This is a genomic window from Herminiimonas sp. Marseille-P9896 (assembly GCF_903993245.1).
In the GTDB taxonomy this organism is placed as follows: domain Bacteria; phylum Pseudomonadota; class Gammaproteobacteria; order Burkholderiales; family Burkholderiaceae_D; genus Oxalicibacterium; species Oxalicibacterium contaminans.
Genome location: NZ_CAJEVT010000002.1, coordinates 932517 through 951718, shown reverse-complemented (window position 1 = coordinate 951718; position 19202 = coordinate 932517). Strand labels below are relative to the sequence as shown.

Annotated in this window: 23 protein-coding genes; 14 read left to right on the top strand and 9 right to left on the bottom strand. The window is 55.0% G+C overall.

Features of this window, described 5'->3' with window-relative positions:
- Positions 1–13 precede the first annotated feature (13 nt).
- Entirely contained in the window at positions 14–1399 is a 1386-nt protein-coding gene (locus H7U06_RS09975) for an MdtA/MuxA family multidrug efflux RND transporter periplasmic adaptor subunit (protein WP_175625964.1), read from the bottom strand.
- 204 nt (positions 1400–1603) lie between these two features.
- Here H7U06_RS09975 and H7U06_RS09970 point away from each other — a divergent pair, with 204 nt between their 5' ends.
- Entirely contained in the window at positions 1604–1975 is a 372-nt protein-coding gene (locus H7U06_RS09970; RefSeq protein WP_175625963.1) for a hypothetical protein, read from the top strand.
- A 41-nt stretch (positions 1976–2016) separates the two neighbouring features.
- Here H7U06_RS09970 and H7U06_RS09965 read toward each other — a convergent pair whose 3' ends face one another.
- A complete protein-coding gene (locus H7U06_RS09965) occupies positions 2017–2364 on the bottom strand; it encodes an antibiotic biosynthesis monooxygenase (RefSeq protein ID WP_175625962.1) in 348 nt (115 codons plus the stop codon).
- A gap of 196 nt (positions 2365–2560) precedes the next feature.
- On the opposite strand from H7U06_RS09965, the gene H7U06_RS09960 reads away from it, so the two are divergent.
- Positions 2561–3034, top strand: coding sequence for a VOC family protein (locus H7U06_RS09960; RefSeq protein ID WP_175625961.1), 474 nt, complete (start codon positions 2561–2563; stop codon positions 3032–3034).
- 43 nt (positions 3035–3077) lie between these two features.
- Here the strand turns inward: H7U06_RS09960 and H7U06_RS09955 are convergent, their stop codons facing one another.
- Positions 3078–3530 carry a nucleoside deaminase gene (locus H7U06_RS09955; RefSeq protein ID WP_175625960.1) on the bottom strand — a complete coding sequence of 151 codons (453 nt, stop codon included), beginning with the start codon at positions 3528–3530 and terminating at the stop codon, positions 3078–3080.
- Between the two features lie 47 nt (positions 3531–3577).
- Positions 3578–4237 carry an ankyrin repeat domain-containing protein gene (locus H7U06_RS09950; protein WP_175625959.1) on the bottom strand — a complete coding sequence of 220 codons (660 nt, stop codon included), beginning with the start codon at positions 4235–4237 and terminating at the stop codon, positions 3578–3580.
- 187 nt (positions 4238–4424) lie between these two features.
- Between H7U06_RS09950 and H7U06_RS09945 the strand changes: the two genes are divergently transcribed.
- The 4 genes from H7U06_RS09945 to H7U06_RS09930 all read left to right on the top strand — a co-directional run bounded on the left by H7U06_RS09945 (position 4425) and on the right by H7U06_RS09930 (position 7196).
- Entirely contained in the window at positions 4425–5291 is an 867-nt protein-coding gene (locus H7U06_RS09945; RefSeq protein WP_175625958.1) for a LysR family transcriptional regulator, read from the top strand.
- A gap of 137 nt (positions 5292–5428) precedes the next feature.
- Complete coding sequence (locus tag H7U06_RS09940; protein ID WP_175625957.1) at positions 5429–5950, top strand: superoxide dismutase family protein; 522 nt, start codon at positions 5429–5431, stop codon at positions 5948–5950.
- Positions 5951–6036: 86 nt separating this feature from the next.
- Complete coding sequence (locus H7U06_RS09935; RefSeq protein WP_175625956.1) at positions 6037–6456, top strand: hypothetical protein; 420 nt, start codon at positions 6037–6039, stop codon at positions 6454–6456.
- A gap of 158 nt (positions 6457–6614) precedes the next feature.
- Complete coding sequence (locus H7U06_RS09930; RefSeq protein WP_175625955.1) at positions 6615–7196, top strand: flavin reductase family protein; 582 nt, start codon at positions 6615–6617, stop codon at positions 7194–7196.
- Between the two features lie 42 nt (positions 7197–7238).
- Here the strand turns inward: H7U06_RS09930 and H7U06_RS09925 are convergent, their stop codons facing one another.
- The gene (locus H7U06_RS09925) at positions 7239–7829 is read right to left on the bottom strand and encodes a thermonuclease family protein (protein ID WP_175625954.1); all 591 of its coding nucleotides are present in this window, start codon (positions 7827–7829) and stop codon (positions 7239–7241) included.
- A gap of 322 nt (positions 7830–8151) precedes the next feature.
- Between H7U06_RS09925 and mqo the strand changes: the two genes are divergently transcribed.
- From mqo to H7U06_RS09910, 3 genes are all read left to right on the top strand, one after another.
- Positions 8152–9786, top strand: coding sequence for a malate dehydrogenase (quinone) (mqo, locus tag H7U06_RS09920; RefSeq protein ID WP_175625953.1), 1635 nt, complete (start codon positions 8152–8154; stop codon positions 9784–9786).
- A 107-nt stretch (positions 9787–9893) separates the two neighbouring features.
- The gene (gene tam, locus H7U06_RS09915; protein ID WP_175625952.1) at positions 9894–10667 is read left to right on the top strand and encodes a trans-aconitate 2-methyltransferase; all 774 of its coding nucleotides are present in this window, start codon (positions 9894–9896) and stop codon (positions 10665–10667) included.
- Between the two features lie 22 nt (positions 10668–10689).
- Positions 10690–11058 carry a DUF1304 domain-containing protein gene (locus tag H7U06_RS09910; RefSeq protein WP_175625951.1) on the top strand — a complete coding sequence of 123 codons (369 nt, stop codon included), beginning with the start codon at positions 10690–10692 and terminating at the stop codon, positions 11056–11058.
- Positions 11059–11064: 6 nt separating this feature from the next.
- On the opposite strand, the gene H7U06_RS09905 is transcribed toward H7U06_RS09910, so the two are convergent.
- The 3 genes from H7U06_RS09905 to H7U06_RS09895 are packed head-to-tail and all read right to left on the bottom strand — an operon-like array spanning position 11065 to position 12459.
- On the bottom strand, positions 11065–11640 hold the full coding sequence (locus H7U06_RS09905; protein ID WP_175625950.1) for a GNAT family N-acetyltransferase: 576 nt from the start codon (positions 11638–11640) through the stop codon (positions 11065–11067).
- 15 nt (positions 11641–11655) lie between these two features.
- On the bottom strand, positions 11656–11967 hold the full coding sequence (locus H7U06_RS09900) for a tetratricopeptide repeat protein (RefSeq protein ID WP_175625949.1): 312 nt from the start codon (positions 11965–11967) through the stop codon (positions 11656–11658).
- 6 nt (positions 11968–11973) lie between these two features.
- Positions 11974–12459: a DUF2165 family protein gene (locus H7U06_RS09895; protein WP_175625948.1), complete on the bottom strand. Its 486-nt coding sequence runs from the start codon at positions 12457–12459 to the stop codon at positions 11974–11976.
- A 208-nt stretch (positions 12460–12667) separates the two neighbouring features.
- Here H7U06_RS09895 and H7U06_RS09890 point away from each other — a divergent pair, with 208 nt between their 5' ends.
- The gene (locus H7U06_RS09890) at positions 12668–14317 is read left to right on the top strand and encodes a VRR-NUC domain-containing protein (RefSeq protein WP_175625947.1); all 1650 of its coding nucleotides are present in this window, start codon (positions 12668–12670) and stop codon (positions 14315–14317) included.
- Positions 14314–16572 (top strand): ATP-dependent DNA helicase, encoded by a 2259-nt coding sequence (locus H7U06_RS09885; RefSeq protein ID WP_175625946.1) that lies wholly within the window; start codon positions 14314–14316, stop codon positions 16570–16572. The genes H7U06_RS09890 and H7U06_RS09885 overlap by 4 nt, the downstream gene beginning before the upstream one ends.
- A gap of 2 nt (positions 16573–16574) precedes the next feature.
- Here H7U06_RS09885 and H7U06_RS09880 read toward each other — a convergent pair whose 3' ends face one another.
- Complete coding sequence (locus H7U06_RS09880; RefSeq protein ID WP_175625945.1) at positions 16575–17054, bottom strand: PaaI family thioesterase; 480 nt, start codon at positions 17052–17054, stop codon at positions 16575–16577.
- Positions 17055–17189: 135 nt separating this feature from the next.
- Here H7U06_RS09880 and H7U06_RS09875 point away from each other — a divergent pair, with 135 nt between their 5' ends.
- From H7U06_RS09875 to H7U06_RS09865, 3 genes are read left to right on the top strand one after another with little or no spacing between them, the layout of a single operon-like run.
- Positions 17190–17822, top strand: a complete 633-nt coding sequence (locus H7U06_RS09875; RefSeq protein ID WP_175625944.1) for a DUF2239 family protein — start codon at positions 17190–17192, stop codon at positions 17820–17822.
- A 14-nt stretch (positions 17823–17836) separates the two neighbouring features.
- Complete coding sequence (locus H7U06_RS09870) at positions 17837–18277, top strand: DUF1330 domain-containing protein (protein WP_175625943.1); 441 nt, start codon at positions 17837–17839, stop codon at positions 18275–18277.
- A gap of 5 nt (positions 18278–18282) precedes the next feature.
- The gene (locus H7U06_RS09865; RefSeq protein ID WP_175625942.1) at positions 18283–19191 is read left to right on the top strand and encodes an alpha/beta fold hydrolase; all 909 of its coding nucleotides are present in this window, start codon (positions 18283–18285) and stop codon (positions 19189–19191) included.
- Positions 19192–19202 lie beyond the last annotated feature (11 nt).

Genomic DNA, 19202 nt, shown 5'->3' with positions numbered 1-19202 from the left:
TTTTAAAACAACTTCAGTTGGACGGAGCGGCTGGTTTGTCCTGCTTATCTTTCTTGCCGCCACCGTTTTGCTGGAACCATGCGCGACGTTCTTCCGGGCTCATATTCTTCAGCTTTTCTGCCATTTCCGGCGGGATGTTGCGACGCTTGCTGTCTGCTGGTGGCGGGCTCGCACCGGCACGCTGCTTGGGATCGGCGGCGATGACTTCGACCTTGCCGCCTTCGCGCAGGCGGTCGGTACCGTCGATCACGACTTTTTCTCCTGCTTCCAGCTTGGCTTCGACTGCCATCCAGCCACTGTCGATCGCGCCGGGTTTGACGACACGGGTACTGACGGTGCTGTCAGCATTGACGACGTATACATAGAAGCCTTGCGCGCCGCGCAGGACGGCTGCTTGCGGTACGGCCAGCACATCTTTCAGGGTGTTGAGCTGCATCACGACGCTGACCGCCTGGTTAGGGAAGAGCGCATCGTCCAGGTTGGGGAACATCGCTTTCACCTTGATGGTGTCGGTGGTCACATCAATCGTGTTGTCGACTGTAGACAGCTGGCCGGTCGCCAGCTTGGTTTTGCCAGTGCGATCCCAGGCTTCGACGGCCATGCTTTCATTCGCACGCAGGCGAGTGGTGATGGCAGGGACGTTGGCCGATGGCACCGAGAACACCAGTGCGATAGGGCGGGTTTGCGTAATGATGACGACACCGTTGGTGTCTGAAGGCTGTACCACATTGCCGAGATCAGCCTGCTTGAGACCGACGCGACCAGCGATAGGTGCGGTGACGCGGGTGTAGGACAGCTGCAGTTTGGCGCTGTCTACCGTGCCCTGGTCGGATTTGACGGTGCCTTCAAGCTGGCGTACCAGTGCTTCCTGGGTATCGAGTTGCTGTTTAGGGATGGCGTCTTTGGACAGCAAATCCTTGTAACGGGCGAGGTCGATGCGGGCATTGTCGAGTTGCGCCTTGTCGCGCGCTAATACGCCTTCAGCCTGGCCCAGCGTGGCCTGGAACGCACGCGGATCGATTTGTGCGAGCAATTGACCGGCCTGGACTTGCTGGCCTTCCTTGAAATTGATTTGCTGCAGGACGCCGCTGACTTGCACCCGTACGATGGCGGTATTGGCGGCATTGATGCTGCCGATGGCGTTCACGGTGACGCGTATATCCTGCCGCCGCGCTTCCGCCACCGATACCGGTTGCACCATATTCGGTCCGCCGAAACGGCCGCCACCGCCTTGCGCCGCCTTGTTTTCGCTGGACGGGCTTTTCCACCACCAGAAGCCGAGTCCGGCTGCTATCAGTATGACGAGTATCCAGATCAGGGTGCGGCGGGTTTTGCCAGGGCGCGTACGGTTAGGGCGGGGTGCTGCTGGGGGAGTGCTGCTGTCGGTATGGTCGGTCATTTGCGGCGGGTGATATCTGCGCGATTTGGGAGATTGATTATAGGGCGCATTTGCATAAAAAGCCTGAGCGTTTAATTACTTTACAAAAGCGCGTAAAAGCGAAGGAATAACTTTACATTCGCTTGCTTAAAATAAGCTGAAACCCTAGGAATCTCCGGACAGCAAGGCTGTCTGATAGCCGAACGGTAGTGATGAGGGCTGGAAATGAATAATTCCGTGTTTGTAGAGATTCAGTTTTTCATGCTGATAGCCTGCACCTTCGTGCTCCCGATCGGCATATACAGTTACATGATGTGGAAGCGCTCGATCTCGCGCAAAGTCGTGCTGCTGTTTGGCGTGCTCCTGATTGCGGTGTCAGGCGGGAATATCTTCCTCCTGCACTTGCTGCGGATACTGGCGCGGGATACGCCATCCTTGCTGGATGACAGCATCTTTGCTTCGGAAATGTCGGTGGCTTTGTACTTGATCCCGGCGATCTTTGCCGGTATAGGCGTGAATATCATTTCACATATATTGATCAGCCACCTGGCGGAGGCCGAGAAGAAATTCGATAAGGAACATAAAGAACGCCGGTAAAAAACTGCGAGTACCGGCGTCCGAGCTGTTAGTTAATCAGATCAGGCCTTGTGCGCCTGACGTGAATCATCCGGCGCTTCGGCTCGCTCATTCAAGCCGTAATCGCGCAGCACATGCGCCACCCGCAAACGGTAATCAGCAAAGATATGGTCGCGCCCAGCGGCTTGCGCCTTGCGGTGCACCTCCAGGTTGCGCCAGTTTTGAACTGCCGCTTCATCGCGCCAATAGGACAGCGACAGGACTTTGTCGGGATTGGTCAGGCTCTGGAAGCGTTCGACAGATATAAACCCATCCATTTTTTCCAGGTGCGGGCGCAGTGCCGCTGCGGTATCCAGGTAGTTCTGCTTCAACTCCGGATGTGGAATGACTTCAAATATGATGGCTATCATTGTGATGCCTTTAGGGTAGACAAGACGCCCATGCAATTCTCCTCTTATGTTTGCCAGTTGCGCTGACATATGAGTGCTATCTTAGCTGAAAATCCGCATCTCTTGTGCTGCAGGAATAAATATATGTCGATCTGAACAAACGCATGGAGATGGAGTCAGAAGTTGACACCTGTAGCAGGTGTTCAAGGAGACTACCATGCAAAAGATTTGTCCTTGCCTGTGGTTCAACGGACAGGCAGAAGCAGCAGTCGCTTTCTATACATCAACATTCAAAAACACCGAGGTACTGGAAACCACCTACTACCTGGATCACATGCCGATGCCGAAAGGCAAGGTGATGACGATACGCTTTGTACTGGATGGACAGGAATTCCTCGCCCTGAACGGCGGTGCCGATTTCAGTTTTACACCTGCAACTTCTTTCATCGTCTACTGCGAAAACCAGCAGGAAGTCGATGATATGTGGGAGAAACTGCTGGTCGGTGGACAGGAGAGTCAATGCGGCTGGCTCAGCGATCGTTACGGTTTGTCGTGGCAAATCGTGCCCAGGCCATTGATAGAGATGCTGCAAGGTGGTGATTCCGCCGGCGCGCAACGCGCGGTGGCGGCGATGCTGCAAATGAAAAAGCTAGATATCGCGACGCTGGAACGCGCATACAAAAATGCCTGAGCGGGATTAAACCGGCTCAGGCATTTTTTTCAGATCAGCGTGTTCAGGCTTCGCCGCCATACAACTGTGCTGCGGTGACGCCAACATCGAGTCGCGTCAACGGCAATGGTTGCGGCTGTAAAGTTACGCCCAGTTTTTGATACACGGCTTCGCTGGACAGGCCATACGGTGCAGCGTCGTTGTTATCGAACGCGTAGTAGACCTCGTCGACACCAGTCAGCAACATCGCTGCCAGGCACATAGGGCAGGGATGGCCGCTGGCGTAAATCACACTGCCTTTCAGGTTCGGGCGTCCCAGCTTCTGGCTGGCGACACGGATCGCTTCCATTTCTGCATGCGTGGTCGGGTCGTTGCTATGCACAATGTTGTTGACGCCTATCGCTATCGATTCTCCGCCGACGGCCAGCACCGCGCCGAAAGGACGGCCGCCGCGTGTCTTGTTGTCTTTCGCCAGATTGACCGCCTGACGCAGGAATTTCTCGTGATTGGATGACATAAGCAAGCTCCTTTTGTGATTGTTTTGTGATTTTTGAATTTCAATAATCAGCGTGCTCCGGCAGCGCGTAACTGCGCCACCATCGCTGTGTAGTTGCGTCGCTGTGCATGCTGTAGTGGTGTGACGCCGTCTTTGTCCGCAAGATTCACATTCGCGCCGGCGGCGATCAGCAGATGCACGATTTCCTGGTGCCGTGTACCACCATCAGAAAGAATGATCGCTTCCAGTAAAGCGGTCCAGCCGAGGCGATTAATGTGGTCTACCTTCACGCCCGCATCGATCAGGGTGCGCACGACCGCAACATGGCCGCGCTCGGCAGCTGGAATCAAGGCGGTGCCGCCATAACGATTGGTGCTGCCGAGGTCGGCACCATGTGCCAGTGTCATCTTCAGTATTTCCAGCCGACCCTGGGCACCGGCCAGCAGGTAAGGGCTGTCTTGCCGTGCATCCTTGGCATTCACGTCAGCTCCAGCCGCGATCAGTTCACGCGCGATGGCAATCCGGTTGTGGTCAGTCGCCATTAACAAAGGCGTACGGCCCAATTCATCACGTGTTTCCAGCTGATTACGGTTGCTGCTTTGCTGCAGGATGGACTGAACGGCAGTTAAATCATTGTTGGCAACGGCATTGAGCAAAGGCGTTGCATGGACAGGAAGCAAGAGCATGAGGCAGGAAAAAACGATGAGCGAGCAGAGGCGTTTCAACATGGAACGTTTCAACTTGGCAAGTGGGGCAATCTGTATATGCTTCATTCTAGGCAGACGCTTGTGGATTTAAAAATTAAATGTTTGAATAGTATTCAGTGTATTTACCCATACCTAAGGTATTACATTAAGTATTCAGCCACGCAGACGAACAGCATGGCTGAGAGCATATCTAATACTAGCCTTGAATATGTCAGCCTCGAAAATACTGGACCCGATACTTTTACGCAGTTTCGTCGCGGTTGCCGACACCGGCAGTTTCACACGCGCGGCAGATAGCGTACATCTGACGCAATCGACAGTGAGCCAGCAAATCCGGCGTCTCGAAATCCAGTTCGGTTGTGATTTGCTTAATCGCAACGGGCGCTACGTCGCCACTACGCCCGAAGGCGAACGCCTGCTCGGTTACGCACGACGCATCATGCAATTAATGGATGAGGCGGTCGAGCAGGTCACGCAAAGCGTGGAGCAAGGTGAAATTCAGCTTGGTGTGCCGGAGGATTTCGCCGCACATGCGCTGACGCCGATACTTGCCACGTTCGCAGAAAACTATCCAGGCATACGCCTCGAAATTACCAGCGGTTTGAGTCATGAGTTGTGGCGCTTATTCCAGCAAGGCAAGCTGGACATGGCGCTGGTGAAACAGCGCAAGGATAGCGCGCCCGGCATTGCGAGCTGGCCCGAGCCACTGTGCTGGGTCGATAGCCGTGAGCATCCCGCCGCCGGACGCAATCCGGTGCCGCTGGTGGCTTTCCCTATTGGCGGCTTGTATCGTAATGAAATGACGCACGCGCTGGATGCGACCGGGCAGCGCTGGCGCATCGGTTTCGTGAGTACCAGCCTGGCCAGTGTCAGTGCAGCAGTCCAGGATGGACTAGGCATTAGCTTGTTGCCACGGCGCATGGCGGCGCAGCACAAGGTGCTGGACGAGGCTGACGGTTTTGCCGCCGTGCCTGATCTGGAGGTAACCTTGCATATGCAAGGTGATGCCTCTACGCATACTAAAACGCTGGCAGAGGAACTAGTCGCCGCCTGTGACGTCATTATGAAGGTGTAGAAGTATTGCTAATAAAAATTGGCATTTTCTGCGGCTGCGTGTACAACGGAGTTAGCCAGCAGTGATCCAGCAGCAGGAATGTGTAATCCAGGTATTTTTGTTGATCGCAATATCCACATTAAAAGAGGAGCTCACGCATGAAAACCCTTCCAGTCCTTACACTATTGACAGCTGCCATCGTTGCTACCGGTTGTGCCAGCTATGGTTCTGGCCCGACTGCAGAAGCCGTGATGCAGCCAACTGCAGGCAATACCACCAACGGCGTCGTCTCCTTCAAGCAAAGCGGTGACAAGGTTCTGGTCAGCGCACGCATCACCGGTTTGTCGCCTGGCCTGCATGGTTTCCACATCCATGAAAAAGGTGATTGCAGTGCGCCGGATGGCATGAGCACCGGCGGCCACTTCAATCCTGATGGCAAGAAGCACGGCGCACCCGGCCATTCTGAACACCACGGTGGCGACTTCGGCAACTTGTCGGCCGACTCCAATGGCAATGCTGCACTCAACCTCACCACCAGCCAGATCACACTTGATCCGAATGCGGCCAATAGCATCATAGGCAAAGGCCTGATCGTGCATGCGGATCCGGATGATTTCGTGACACAGCCAACCGGCAACTCGGGCAAGCGCCTGTCATGCGGCGTGATCAGATTAAAATAACAGACCTGCAGTAAACAACAAACACAACAAAAACAGAGTCCTTGCGTCATTCGTTTGACGCAAGGCTATTCTCTAGGGACGGGTATATGTTGCGTAAATTTGCAAAGACAATTTTGATCGGCTGTGCCTTACTTGGTGCAGCAGGCGTGGCCACGGCAGAAGACAGCATACCGGTCTATGCGATCGCGCTGCGCGGCGCCGAGCCTGTGGTCCTGAAAGGACGCTTGCAGGGGCCGGAAAAATCGACCAAGGATTTTATCGTGGGCGTCAAGCAAGGGGAAACACTCACGGTCAGCATGAAGGCCAGCAAAGCCAACTCGACGTATTTCAATATCCTGCCGCCGCATGACGCGACCGCCTTATTCGTCGGAGAAATGCAGGGTGCGAATGAATGGCGCCAGCGGCTGGATGTGTCGGGCAATTACACGATACGGATTTACATCAATCGTGCTGCTGCGCGCAAGGGTGTCAAATCTGACTACACCCTGAAGATCTCAGCTTCGTAAAGTGCCGCTCAGGCACCGGAAGCGAGCCGCTCCTTGTCATGAGCGGCTCGTGGCTTAACTTCACCCAAATTCTGTTTCAACGTGATTACACCTTATCAGGCATGATGCGTCTCTGATTATTACTCTCGTCGTTGCTCTTGCTGCACGGATGAATTTATATGGATAAACATATCGCGCCAGTCGCGCTGGAAAAGGCCTACAGATTGATCAACCACGGGCCGACCGTGCTGGTGTCGGCCAGTCATGCAGGTGTAAACAATGTGATGGCGGCAGCATGGTGTTGCGCGCTGGACTTTGCGCCGCCTAAGTTGACTGTCGTGATCGACAAGGCGACACGGACACGCGCGCTGGTGGAAAACAGTGGCAATTTCGTGATCCAGGTGCCGACCGTGGCACAGCTGCAGTTGACACACGATGTAGGCAGCAAGAGCCTGCTGCAGGAGCCTGATAAACTGGAACGTGCTGGCGTGGAGTTGTTTCAGATCGATGGCTATGAGACGCCATTTGTCGCAGGATGCTCGGCCTGGCTGGCATGCCGCCTCATCCCGGAAGCACACAATCAAAATACCTATGATCTGTTCATCGGCGAAGTCGTCGGTGCCTGGTCAGATACCCGCGTGTTCAGGGATGGGCATTGGCATTTTGAAGATGCGAACCCGGAACTGGGTAGCCTGCACTACATAGCAGGCGGTAATTTCTACGCGATAGGTAAAGCACTGCAAGCTGATACCGATAAGTAAACCGGAGATGGCAGGGATGCCGAGGCATTCCTTGCTGATCAGTTAGTGCTGCTGATCGTGTCGCGCCTTTTCATTCCTGCGCCATTCCCACGGTGCTACCGGAAGCGCATCAGCCCATAAACCAGCGTGTTTGGCGCGTGCCTCAAATTCAGCGAATTCATATTGTCCACGCTCCTGCGGGCTTTGTTCATGCGCGTAAGCCTTGTACCACCAGCCGAGGCCGACGGTAATTAGTGCGAGACCACTATCCAGCGTCTTGGCGCCATTTGGCGCAGAGCCGGGCGCTACCATCACTTTGCATATGTGACGTTTGTACTGGTCGCGCGCATTGCACACCAGATTCGCTTGCTTGCCAAAGCTCAGGTCGCTCAAAGCCTTGCGTGCACGGTTGCCATACGCTTGCTTGCGTTCCGGCGCATCTATGCCGCCGAGTCGCACGATCATTTTCTGGTATGAGCCCGGCTTGCCGCAGCGTGCTTTCAATGTGTCGCCATCGGTCACGCCGACTACCAGACAGTTTTTATAGGTGCGTTCATGCAGCGGCTTGGCGCGCGGTGCGGCTGATGCCGAAGTAGTGATCAGGAGCAGGCAAGACAGCACAAGGGTGGAGCGGAATAGGGTCTTCAAATTCATTTATTGCGAGCGGTTGAACTTTTAAGCAGTAACGATGATCTGCAATTTTGCATGATCTGCGATGCAGCCGGAGAGGCAGGACTATAGCAGCCAAATCGTGGTGCAAAGCCTGAAAAGCCAAGGAAGAGTAAAATTCCATCGGTCTGTTACAGAAAGCTTACTCGCCGGAAAGACAGTCTCAGGAGGGCCTCGTACCTCCGTATTGAATCTTCACCATATCAGCACTGCCGGGGACACACACTGTCCTTAGGTTTGTACATGTAGCAAGTACCGTTGCCTTACATGAAAGCGGATGTTAATCAATGAATCAAGGGATTCGATAATGTTTAAAAAAAACCACCTCGCCATATTTGGCTTTCTTTTTACCCTCGTAGTCACGCCTCTGCACGCTGCAGAAATTAAAAAAGTAGATGTCATGTTGATCGGTGGCGGCATCATGAGCGCCACACTCGGGATCTGGCTCAATGAACTGGAACCCGGCTGGAGCATGGAAATGGTCGAGCGTCTTGATGGCGTCGCCAAGGAAAGCTCAAATGGCTGGAACAACGCCGGTACTGGTCACTCGGCACTCGCCGAACTGAACTACACACCGGAAACCAAGGATGGCAAGATTGAGATTGTGAAAGCGATCGAAATCAATGAAGCCTTCCAGATCTCCCGTCAATTCTGGGCCTGGCAAGTCAAGAACGGCGTCCTGAAGAATCCGCGCTCCTTCATTAACTCGACCCCACATATGAGCTTCGTCTGGGGCGACGAGAATATCAAATACCTGAAGAAACGCTACGACGCATTGCAGGCCAGCCCGTTGTTCCGCGGCATGCAGTATTCGGAAGATCCAGAGCAAATCAAGAAATGGGTACCGCTGATGATGGAAGGCCGTCCTGCCAACCAGAAGATCGCAGCTACCTGGACGCCTATCGGTACCGACGTCAACTTTGGTGAGATCACCCGCCAGTTCGTCGCCAACCTGCAAAGCAAGCCTAACTTCTCCCTCAAGCTGTCCAGCGAAGTACAAGACATCAAGCGTAATGCGGATGGCACCTGGCGCATAGGCTACAAGAACGTCAAGGATGGCACTAAAACTGAAACCGATGCCAAGTTCGTCTTCATCGGTGCCGGTGGCGGCGCCTTGCACTTGCTGCAAAAGTCCGGCATACCAGAAGCCAATGAATATGCAGGCTTCCCGGTGGGCGGCTCCTTCCTGGTAACGGAGAATCCGGCAATTGCCGAACGTCATCTGGCAAAAGCGTATGGCAAGGCTTCGGTCGGTGCGCCACCGATGTCGGTGCCGCATCTGGATACCCGCGTGCTGGATGGCAAGCGCGTGATCCTGTTTGGACCATTTGCCACTTTCTCCACCAAGTTCCTGAAGGAAGGTTCTTACTTTGATTTGCTGACCAGCACGACCACACACAATGTCTGGCCTATGGTCAAAGTCGGCGTTGCCGAGTATCCGCTGGTGGAATACCTGGCCGGTCAGTTGATGCTGTCAGATGATGATCGCCTGAAAGCATTGCAGGAATACTTCCCGAATGCGAAGAAAGAAGACTGGCGCTTGTGGCAGGCTGGTCAACGCGTGCAAATCATCAAGCGTGATGCAGACAAGGGCGGCGTATTGAAGCTCGGCACCGAAGTGGTGGCATCGAAAGATGGCAGCATAGCGGGCTTGCTCGGCGCATCGCCAGGTGCATCGACTGCGGCACCTATCATGCTGGATGTGCTGAAGAAAGTGTTCAAGGACAAAGTTGCATCACCAGCGTGGCAAGGCAAAATCCGCCAGATCGTGCCGAGTTACGGCACCAAGCTGAACGACTCGCCGGATAAGGTTTATCAGGAATGGGTAAGCACTGGCCAGGTGTTGCAACTGACACCGCCGCCAGCAATCGATCGTACGGTCGTGCCGCAGGCAGCTCCTGCGCCTGCACCTAAACGTGAAACGGCAGACCTGGCACTTTGATGCATAGGTAAAAAACGGTACTGGGGCGAAATGTGTGCAAGCATGTTTCGCCCTTATTGTTTGCGGATTGGATTTACATTATTGGTTGGTATGGAAGGAGCCAGGAAATGAATTGGGCCACGCAGTATGCGAAGCAGTACACCACCTTTGAAGATGAGCGCACACGTCCGGTACGAGACCTGCTGAATGCAATCCCGCTGGCGCAGGTGCGCACGGCAGTCGATATAGGCTGCGGTCCGGGCAACTCGACCGAAGCGCTGGTCGCACGTTTCCCTGAGGCGCAAGTGTCGGCGCTGGATAGTTCGGAAGATATGCTGGACACGGCACGCAAGCGTCTGCCTGGCGTCCGGTTTGAACTCATGGGCGCGCAAGACTGGCACCCGACAGCAAAGGTTGATCTGATCTTCGCTAACGCGTCATTGCAATGGGTACCGGATCACGCGACGCTGTATCCGCGACTGATTAGCAATCTGGAAGCGGGTGGTGTCCTGGCGGTGCAAACACCGGATAACCTGGGTGAGCCCGCACATCAACTCATGCGTAAGGTCGCAGATAACGGGCCGTGGGCCGAGCGGCTGGTCGATGTCAGGCGTACCCCACGCAATAATGCGAACTGGTACCTCGAATTGTTGCGGCCACTATGCAAAAGCGTGGATGTCTGGCGCACCACCTACTATCACGCCTTGCCGGGCGGCGCGGCCGATGTGGTCGCATGGTTCAAGGGCAGTGGACTCCGGCCTTATCTGGCACCGCTGACGGAAGAGGAGCAACAAGACTATCTGGCGCGTTATGAAGATGCGGTGCGCGCAGCGTATCCTGCCTTGTCAGATGGCACAGTATTGCTGCCTTTCCCACGTTTATTCATCGTCGCAACCCGCTAAAAATAATAAGGGAGATTCCGACATGCACACCATCGCAAGTATTGCCACCGCATTGGTGGGCATTCTGCACATCTATATCCTGTATCTCGAAATGTTTTTATGGGATACGCCCAAGGGCAGGAAGGCGTTTGGTCTGAGCGCTGAGTTCTCCGCGGCGTCGAAAGTGCTGGCTGCGAATCAGGGCTTGTATAACGGCTTTCTCGCCGCAGGCTTGTTGTGGAGTGTATGGCTGGGTGCTGCAGGCGACCACACCAAGATATTCTTCCTGCTCTGCGTACTGGTGGCAGGTGTCTACGGCGGACTGACTGCGGCGCGCAAGATACTTTACGCGCAAGCCTTGCCTGGCCTCATCGGCCTGCTGCTGGTCTTGCTGGCGATGGCTAAGGGCTGACGGGGATCAGGCAGGTGCTAATGGTCGCGTGAAGTACAAGGCGGCTTCCCCGGCCTGTACCTGATGTGGATCGTAAAGATCGACATTGATGCCGCTCAGGCGAAAGCCTGCTTTCAGATAAAAGTTGATGGCGGGGACGTTGGTATTCTGCGTTTCCAGTTGCAAACACCGTGCCGAAGTAGTGCGGGCAAACTTGTCTATCAATTCGAGCAGGCTGCGGCCTATGCCTTGCTGCTTGTATGCCGGTGCGACAAAGATTCCGGTAATCAGCACGCTGCGATTCCACTCCTGATATGCGGCGGTCGCCAAGCCTGCCACTTTGCCGCTGCTGTCTTCAGCAATCCAGGCGACGTCGGCATCCCGCGCGTCATCTGCGATGTCCTCCATCGGATAGCTTTTATGGAAAGGCTCTGCGCGCTCGACCTGGTGCAAAGAAAAGCCCAGCCCGTTCTGCCTGGTTTCATATGTGTACAAGCTGCTGTAGGACGCGTCCAGCGATGCGATCTTTTCTGCATCCTGTGGCCACTGGATAGGCCTTAAGGAGATGCCATCAGCTTGATGTGAAGACGAAGTGCCGTGCATGTAAGTGCTTCGCTCTCACTTAGCTTGGTGCAGGCGTTTGACGAAGACCGTCATTTCCTTGACCGCCTGCAGGTCGCCTTGTTCCTGTGCGACTTTTAAGCCGCTATTCCAGGCCTGTTCAGCCTCGTCCAGGCGTTCCAGCTTCCGCAAGGCAACACCCAGTAGTTTCCATGCCGCAGAGTAGGCAGGATTTTGCAGTGTCGCTTGCTGTAAATGAAGAACAGCGCTGGCAGCATCATCTTCCTGCAGGCAGGCGTTGCCGAGACCGAAACGGAGCAGGGCGTTGTCGCGCCCTTCAGCCAGCAGTTTCTCCAGACGTTCACGCATGGTTGACTATATCCAGGTGATATTAAAAAGGAAAAAGGCTAACAGTGCCCACAGCAGCAAACTGATGTGCGTCAGTTGCAGCTCGCCCTGGCGTATCCAGTACGCGAACCATATTCCGCCTAAATGCATGGCAAAGATGAAGGCGGCAAAGCTGCACAAGGCGAGGTTGAGCAATGGTCGTGCAGCATGCAGGTTGCCCGCGAGCGCCAATTGATAACAACCCATCCAGCAAGCTACCGCAGCAATGATTTGCAGAATGATCACGACGACAAGGGCAAGGCGATGCAGGGCTGGAGATGTGATTGCACGTGTTTGCAAGGGAATATCTATGCGCGGTTCTTCGCTTAATGGTGTCATGGCCATGGTATTGCCGACGGCCCAAACCGATGCGCGGAATGCGCGCAGATTATTGATCGCTGCAATTGAGAGCCAGTTGGCCAGGCCGATAGCGATGACGACCTGAAATAGCCAGATGGAAGTGGTGACAGACATGGAGATTCCTGAAGTAAGGCCTTAAATACCAAAGAAACGCCTTGGATAATAAGCGTTGCACTCTTTTTAAACAAGATGGAATTGCTATTCCCTGTCAGCCATTGCGGTTATTCTGGCTCTTCAATATACTGTTTTTATATCCAGTGCTAAACCTGATCCAGCCATACGCTAACAGCTGTAACTCATCGAATATTCTGTCGCTGCACCCATGCCCATTACGCTTCCTGACCCGTTCTACTACCTGCAGAACTTCCAGCGCGTCCTTGACTGGATCGCGCAGCGTTACAGCGATTTGTTGGCCGATGACGAGCGTAACTTCATCGAACAATTCCCGACGCTGCCGCAGGCATCGCGTGCCTTGCTGGTACGCATGGTGATGCGTAAGGGTGAGGTCTTCCGCTCGGGTAAATTGCGTTATGCAGAAATAGGCTGCCCGGATGCTGCGGTGACACCTCTGCTTGCGCTGGGATGGATAGTGCAAAACCCGTCCCTGAATGTGACGCAGCTATTTGCCTTGTTGCGCAAGGCCGAGCTGGCACTAGCGTTTCGCTACTCTGCAGCCGCCAGCACGGCCAGGAAGCATGAAATGCTGGAAGAACTGGCGCAGGCTTTCCCCGACAGCCAGCCGATGACGCGCTGGGCACCGGAGTTGGCCGAATCCATTTATGCGGTGCAGGTCACAGCGCTGTGTGAACGTTTGCGCCTGATGTTCTTTGGCAATCTGTACCAGGACTGGTCAGAGTTCGTGCTGTCGGATCTGGGCATTTATCGCTATGAAGTGGTCGAATTCTCAGAAACCTCGCGCGGATTTCGTTCACGGCAGGACATAGACGATTACCTGCATCTGCATCATTGCCGTCAGCGCTTTGATGAAGGCGAGTATCTGGATGAGATATTGCCGGATATACCGACAGTGCCTTATGCAAATAGCTGGCTGGAAGGGCGGCGCAACAAACTGTTGTTTCGCTTTGCGCAAGAGTATGAACGCTGTAATGAACTGGACAGTGCACTCGCGCTTTATCGCAACTGCAACTACGCTGGAGCGCGTGTGCGTACCATACGCGTGCTGGAAAAGAGTGGTGCCGAGGCAGAGGCATATGCACTGGCCATGACTGCATGGCAGCAAGCGGAAAGCGAAACCGAGCAGCAGGCTTTATTGCGCATGTTGCCGCGTTTGCGACGCAAGGCAGGGCATGCGAAGGTGCTGGCCGACAAAGCGCCTGCGATCGAAGAACTAAGCCTGAGTTTGCCTTATCCGGCCTTGCCGGCATCTGTGGAGCAGGTGGTGCAAGCACATTATTCCAGCGCAGAGGCGCCAGTGTTCTATGTCGAGAATGCGCTGATCAATACCTTGTTTGGCTTGTTGTGCTGGCCTGCGGTATTTGCTGCCTTGCCGGGTGCATTCTTCCATCCTTTCCATCTGGGGCCAGTCGATTTGCATCATCCTGACTTCGTGCAAAAACGGCAGGATTTGTTTGATGTGTGCCTGGCACAGCTTGATGACGGGCGTTACCAGCAAACCATCATGAACACCTTTCATGCGAAAACCAACATCCAGTCGCCGTTCGTATTCTGGAGCACGGTAGATGAAGAGTTGCTGAAGCTGGCCTTGCACTGCATCCCGGCGGCACATTTGAAAAAGTATTTCGAACGTATCTTGCGCGATATCCCGGCCAATCGATCCGGCTTGCCTGACCTGATTCAGTTCTGGCCACAAGAGCAACGTTACCGCATGCTGGAAGTGAAAGGGCCAGGCGACCGTCTGCAGGATAACCAGATACGCTGGATCAATTACTGCATAGCGCACCAGATGCCGGTGGCGGTCACCTATGTGCAATGGTCGGAGCAGACAGCGTGAGCTATGTCGTCGCCGTGCGCACCTTGTGCGAATTCGCGGCCAAGGTCGGCGACCTGGACCTGCGCTTCACGCCCGCACCGACCGCACAGCAAGGCATAGCCGGTCACGGCACGGTGGTGTCCCGACGTGGCAAACATTACGAAGCAGAGGTCAGCCTGAGCGGACTCTATAAGCAGTTGCGCGTACGCGGTCGCGCCGATGGCTATGATCCTGGCTACAACCGGGTTGAAGAATTCAAAACCTTCCGCGGTGATCTGCATGCGATACCCGACAACCACCGCCAGCTGCATTGGGCGCAGGTCAAGGTATATGCATGGCTGCTGTGCCAGACGCGCGGCTTGAAAGAAATCAATGTCGCGCTGGTCTACTTTGATATCGGCACGCAAAAAGAAACCATGCTGGTCGAGAAGCACTCGGCCGATGCGCTGGAGCTGCATTTCGATCACTTGTGCGAGCGCTTCGTGGCATGGGCGGAACAAGAGACCCAGCACAGGCTGGCGCGCGATACGGCACTGACCGGACTGGCGTTCCCGCATGCGGAATTCCGTCCCGGGCAACGTCATCTGGCTGAATCAGTTTACAAGGCAGCACTGTCCGGTCGTCATCTGATGGCGCAGGCACCGACCGGCATAGGCAAGACAGTTGCGACCATCTTCCCCTTGCTGAAAGCCAGCCCGGGGCAAAAACTGGACAAGATATTCTTCCTGGCAGCGAAGACACCGGGCCGTGCTCTGGCGCTGGATGCGATGGAGTTGATCGGCAAGGGCAAGGACTCTGCCGTCTTGCCATTGCGCGTGTTGGAGTTGGTCGCACGTGACAAGGCATGTGAGCATCCGGATAAGGCCTGCCACGGTGAGTCCTGTCCATTGGCGCAGGGATTCTATGATCGCGTCGTGGCTGCACGCCAGGCTGCAGTCCGGGCAGCGGTACTGGATCAGCAAGCCTTGCGCGCCATCGCGCTCGCGCATCAGGTCTGCCCGTATTACCTGAGCCAGGAGTTGGTGCGGTGGAGTGATGTGGTGGTCGGGGATTACAACTACTACTTCGACATCAGCGCGATGCTGTATGGCCTGACCGTAGAGAATGACTGGCGTGTCGCCGTGCTGGTGGATGAAGCACACAATATGGTGGGGCGTGCGCGCAAGATGTATAGCGCCGAGCTGACGCAAAGCAGCTTCCGCTACGCGCGCAAGTCAGCGCCCAAATCATTGAAGACGGTACTGGATCGCGTCAATCGACAGTGGAATGACTTGTATCGCAATCAGGAAGCCGAGTACGCGGTGTATCACGCGATCGCGGAAAAATTCCTGTTTGCCTTGCAGCAGGCCGGTACCGATATCACCGATCTGATGACGGATGAGCCGGATAGCGTGAGTCCGGAGCTGCAACGCTTTTACTTCGATGCGATGCAGTTTTCCAAACTGGCTGAGGTGTTTGGCGAGCATTCGATGTTTGATATCACCACGGACATGTCCGGCCCTAAGCCGCAAGCGACGCTGTGCATACGCAATATCGTGCCGGCACCTTTCCTCAAGCAACGCTTCGCCACTGCACATACCGCCACCTTATTCTCCGCCACGCTGGGGCCGCATCATTTCTATTCCGACATGCTGGGCTTGCCGGACGACACGGCATGGATAGATGTGGAGTCACCATTCATGGCGCAGCAATTATCGGTACGCATAGCGCGCACCATCTCGACCCGCTACCAGCACCGGTCACACTCGCTGGCACCTATCGCCAAGCTGATCGCTGCGCAGTACAGCCATACGCCGGGTAACTACATGGCATTCTTCAGCAGCTTTGATTACCTGCAGCAGGTCCTTGATTTATTTGCTGAACTGTATCCGGATGTCACGATCTGGCAGCAGTCACGTGGCATGGGTGAAGGTGAAAAGCAGGACTTTCTCGCGCGTTTCACTGATGGCGGGCAGGGCATAGGCTTTGCCGTACTCGGTGGCGCGTTTGCTGAAGGCGTGGATTTGCCGGGTGAGCGCCTGATCGGTGCGTTCGTCGCTACCTTAGGCTTGCCGCAAATGAATCCGATCAATGAAGAAATGCGTGTGCGTATGGATCAGATTTTCGGCAAAGGCTATGACTACACCTATCTCTATCCGGGCATGCAGAAAGTGGTGCAGGCTGCCGGTCGCGTCATCCGCACGCAGGATGACCGTGGCTATATCCACCTGATTGATGATCGCTTTGCGCGGCCGGATGTGATGGACTTGCTGCCAGCGTGGTGGCAGGTGCAGTAGCCTTATCTTCCCTGGGCTTTTTCGCCACGCAAGGTCATGACAGAACTGATCACTGTCGCAGCCGCCTTGCCATCTTCACGCACTATCTCGCAGGTGTAGTGAGTGATGGTGCGCCCGCTTTGTATCGGCTTGGCGGTAGCGCGCAATCTGGTGGCCCAGACCGGACGGAAGAAATTAATCTTTAAATCAATGCTGGCGAATGATTCACCTTCTGCCATTAGCGTTGAATGCGCGGTTCCGATTGCCGCATCTGCCAGCTCACACATTAAGCCCCCGTGAACAGTTGCCTGCTGATTGCCGTGCAAATCCGGCGATGCATCTATCTCTACTGTGGCCGTACCGAGGCCAACTTCAACGATGCGTATCCCCAGTGTTTGCGAAATCGGAGTGGGGTACTGCATATGCGTGGTGTCGCCATCCTGCAGCGTGCCAGCCAGGGATTTTTGCAGGTATTCCAGTACGGGGAGTTTGTTAGTAGACATGGTTGTCGTATTTATCGAGAGAAACTCTATGCTGCCACATTTGCTGTGTTACAGCAGCCAATTAATACCCGGGTATTATTGACGAACTATTTTTATCCGGGTATTATTCGCTCACTATAAATCATGGTGTGCGATATGACCGATCTAGCAAACAAACCTTGCACAGCCTTCCAGGGCACGCGGCGCCTGGCGTCCGGACCATTGGCGGATGTCATCCTGAGCGTGCAAGCGGCAGCTGAGCGCAATCTGAATGAAGCCATCCTGGTTTTTGACGATGCGAATGGACGCGTCATCGATCTGGATTTGCGAGGCAGCAGCGCGGATGTCATCGCCAGGTTGTCGCAACCACATCCGGCAACGAGCGGACGTTTCCGTTCACCAAACAAGACAACTGAAAGCAAGGATGAAGGTGCCGAGCCACGCGGTCGGGGACGGCCCAAACTGGGCGTGGTGTCACGAGAGATTACGCTGTTGCCCGCGCAGTGGGAATGGCTGGCCGCGCAACCGGAGGGAGCATCTTCAATCATCCGCAAGCTGGTAGACGAAGCGAGGCGCAATACGGGAGCACAGCAAAAGAAAGCAGCGCAGGAGGCGACTTATCAATTCATGCTGGCGATTGCCGGTGACAGGGTTGGCTACGAAGAGGCTACACGGGCACTGTTTGCGCACGATTATCCGAAGCTGGAACAACTGATCAAGAAATGGCCGCAGGACGTCAAGGCTTATATCCTGCAATTGTCAGCACCAGCGGCCAGCATAAGCAAATAGAGCAGAGGCATACCATGTCTGAATCAATGAATAAAAGTTATCTGGAACCGACACAAACCACGGGCGCGCGCTTTGTGAAGCGTGGCATGGCGGGAAATATAGTCATGCTGAATATGCTGCGCTTCCGCGACGTTGCTGATTATTCGGCACATCCCGAGCTGGCACCTGCCACGCCTATCAGCGGCGCGACGGCATTCGACCTCTATATCGAACATACCTTGCCTCATTTGCGCGCAAGTGGCGGTGACATTGTTTTCCTTGGTGATGGTGGTCACTTGCTTATCGGGCCGGATGAGGAGCGCTGGGACAAGGTAATGCTGGTGCGGCAAAACAGTGTCGCATCCTTCCTGGCTTTTGCCAGCCATGAGGCTTATCTCGCAGGGATAGGTCACCGTGCTGCCGCACTTGAAGATGCACGCTTGCTGCCTTTATCTGAACGTTCATTCGGCGGGTGACAGCGATGGAGTATGCAAAAGTCAGAGATGTAACACTGGCCTACGATAGTTTCGGCGACCAAGCTGCCGAGAGCATCCTGTTCATCGCCGGGCTGGGCACGCAAATGATTCGCTGGACAGATCCATTCTGTGTGGAACTGGCACAGGCCGGTTATCGCGTTATACGTTTCGATAATCGCGACGCTGGTTGTTCGACGCATTTCACTACGCATGGTGTGCCCGATTTCAACACGCTGGTGGCGACACTCATGTCCGGACAACGGCCGGATGTGCCTTATACCTTGTATGACATGGCAGCGGATGCAATTGGTTTGCTGGATGTGCTTGAAATCAAGCGCGCTCATGTCGTGGGCCGTTCCATGGGCGGGATGATTGCGCAGATCATGGCGAGTGAGTATCCGGATCGGGTACGGTCGCTCACGTCTATCATGTCAAGCACCGGTAATCCGGCACTGCCTCAGGCCGCTCCTGATGTCATGGCGAGCATGATGCGTCCGGTGCCTGACCCAAGGGTTGATGAAGCAGCTTATCTAAGTGTTGCGTTGGCTTTCGCGCGTCGAATTGCCGGAACGCGTTATACATTTGATGAAGATGCGCATCGTGCGTTGATCCTGGATGAAGTCCGCCGTGCCTATCATCCGGGCGGCACCGGCCGCCAGATTGCTGCGATGGCTGTGACTGGTGATCGACGCACGCGTCTGGCAAGCATTGCCGTGCCGACCTTGGTCATACATGGGACGGATGATCCATTGATATTGCCCGCATGTGGCATGGATACTTCGGACGTCATTCCACATGCCGAGCTGATGTTGATAGAGGGGATGGGGCACGACCTGCCGGCATCGTTATACAGGACAGTGATCAATGCCGTCCTGCAAGTCGCCGGACGCACCACAAGCGCCAGTGACAGCTGACAGTGCGCGGA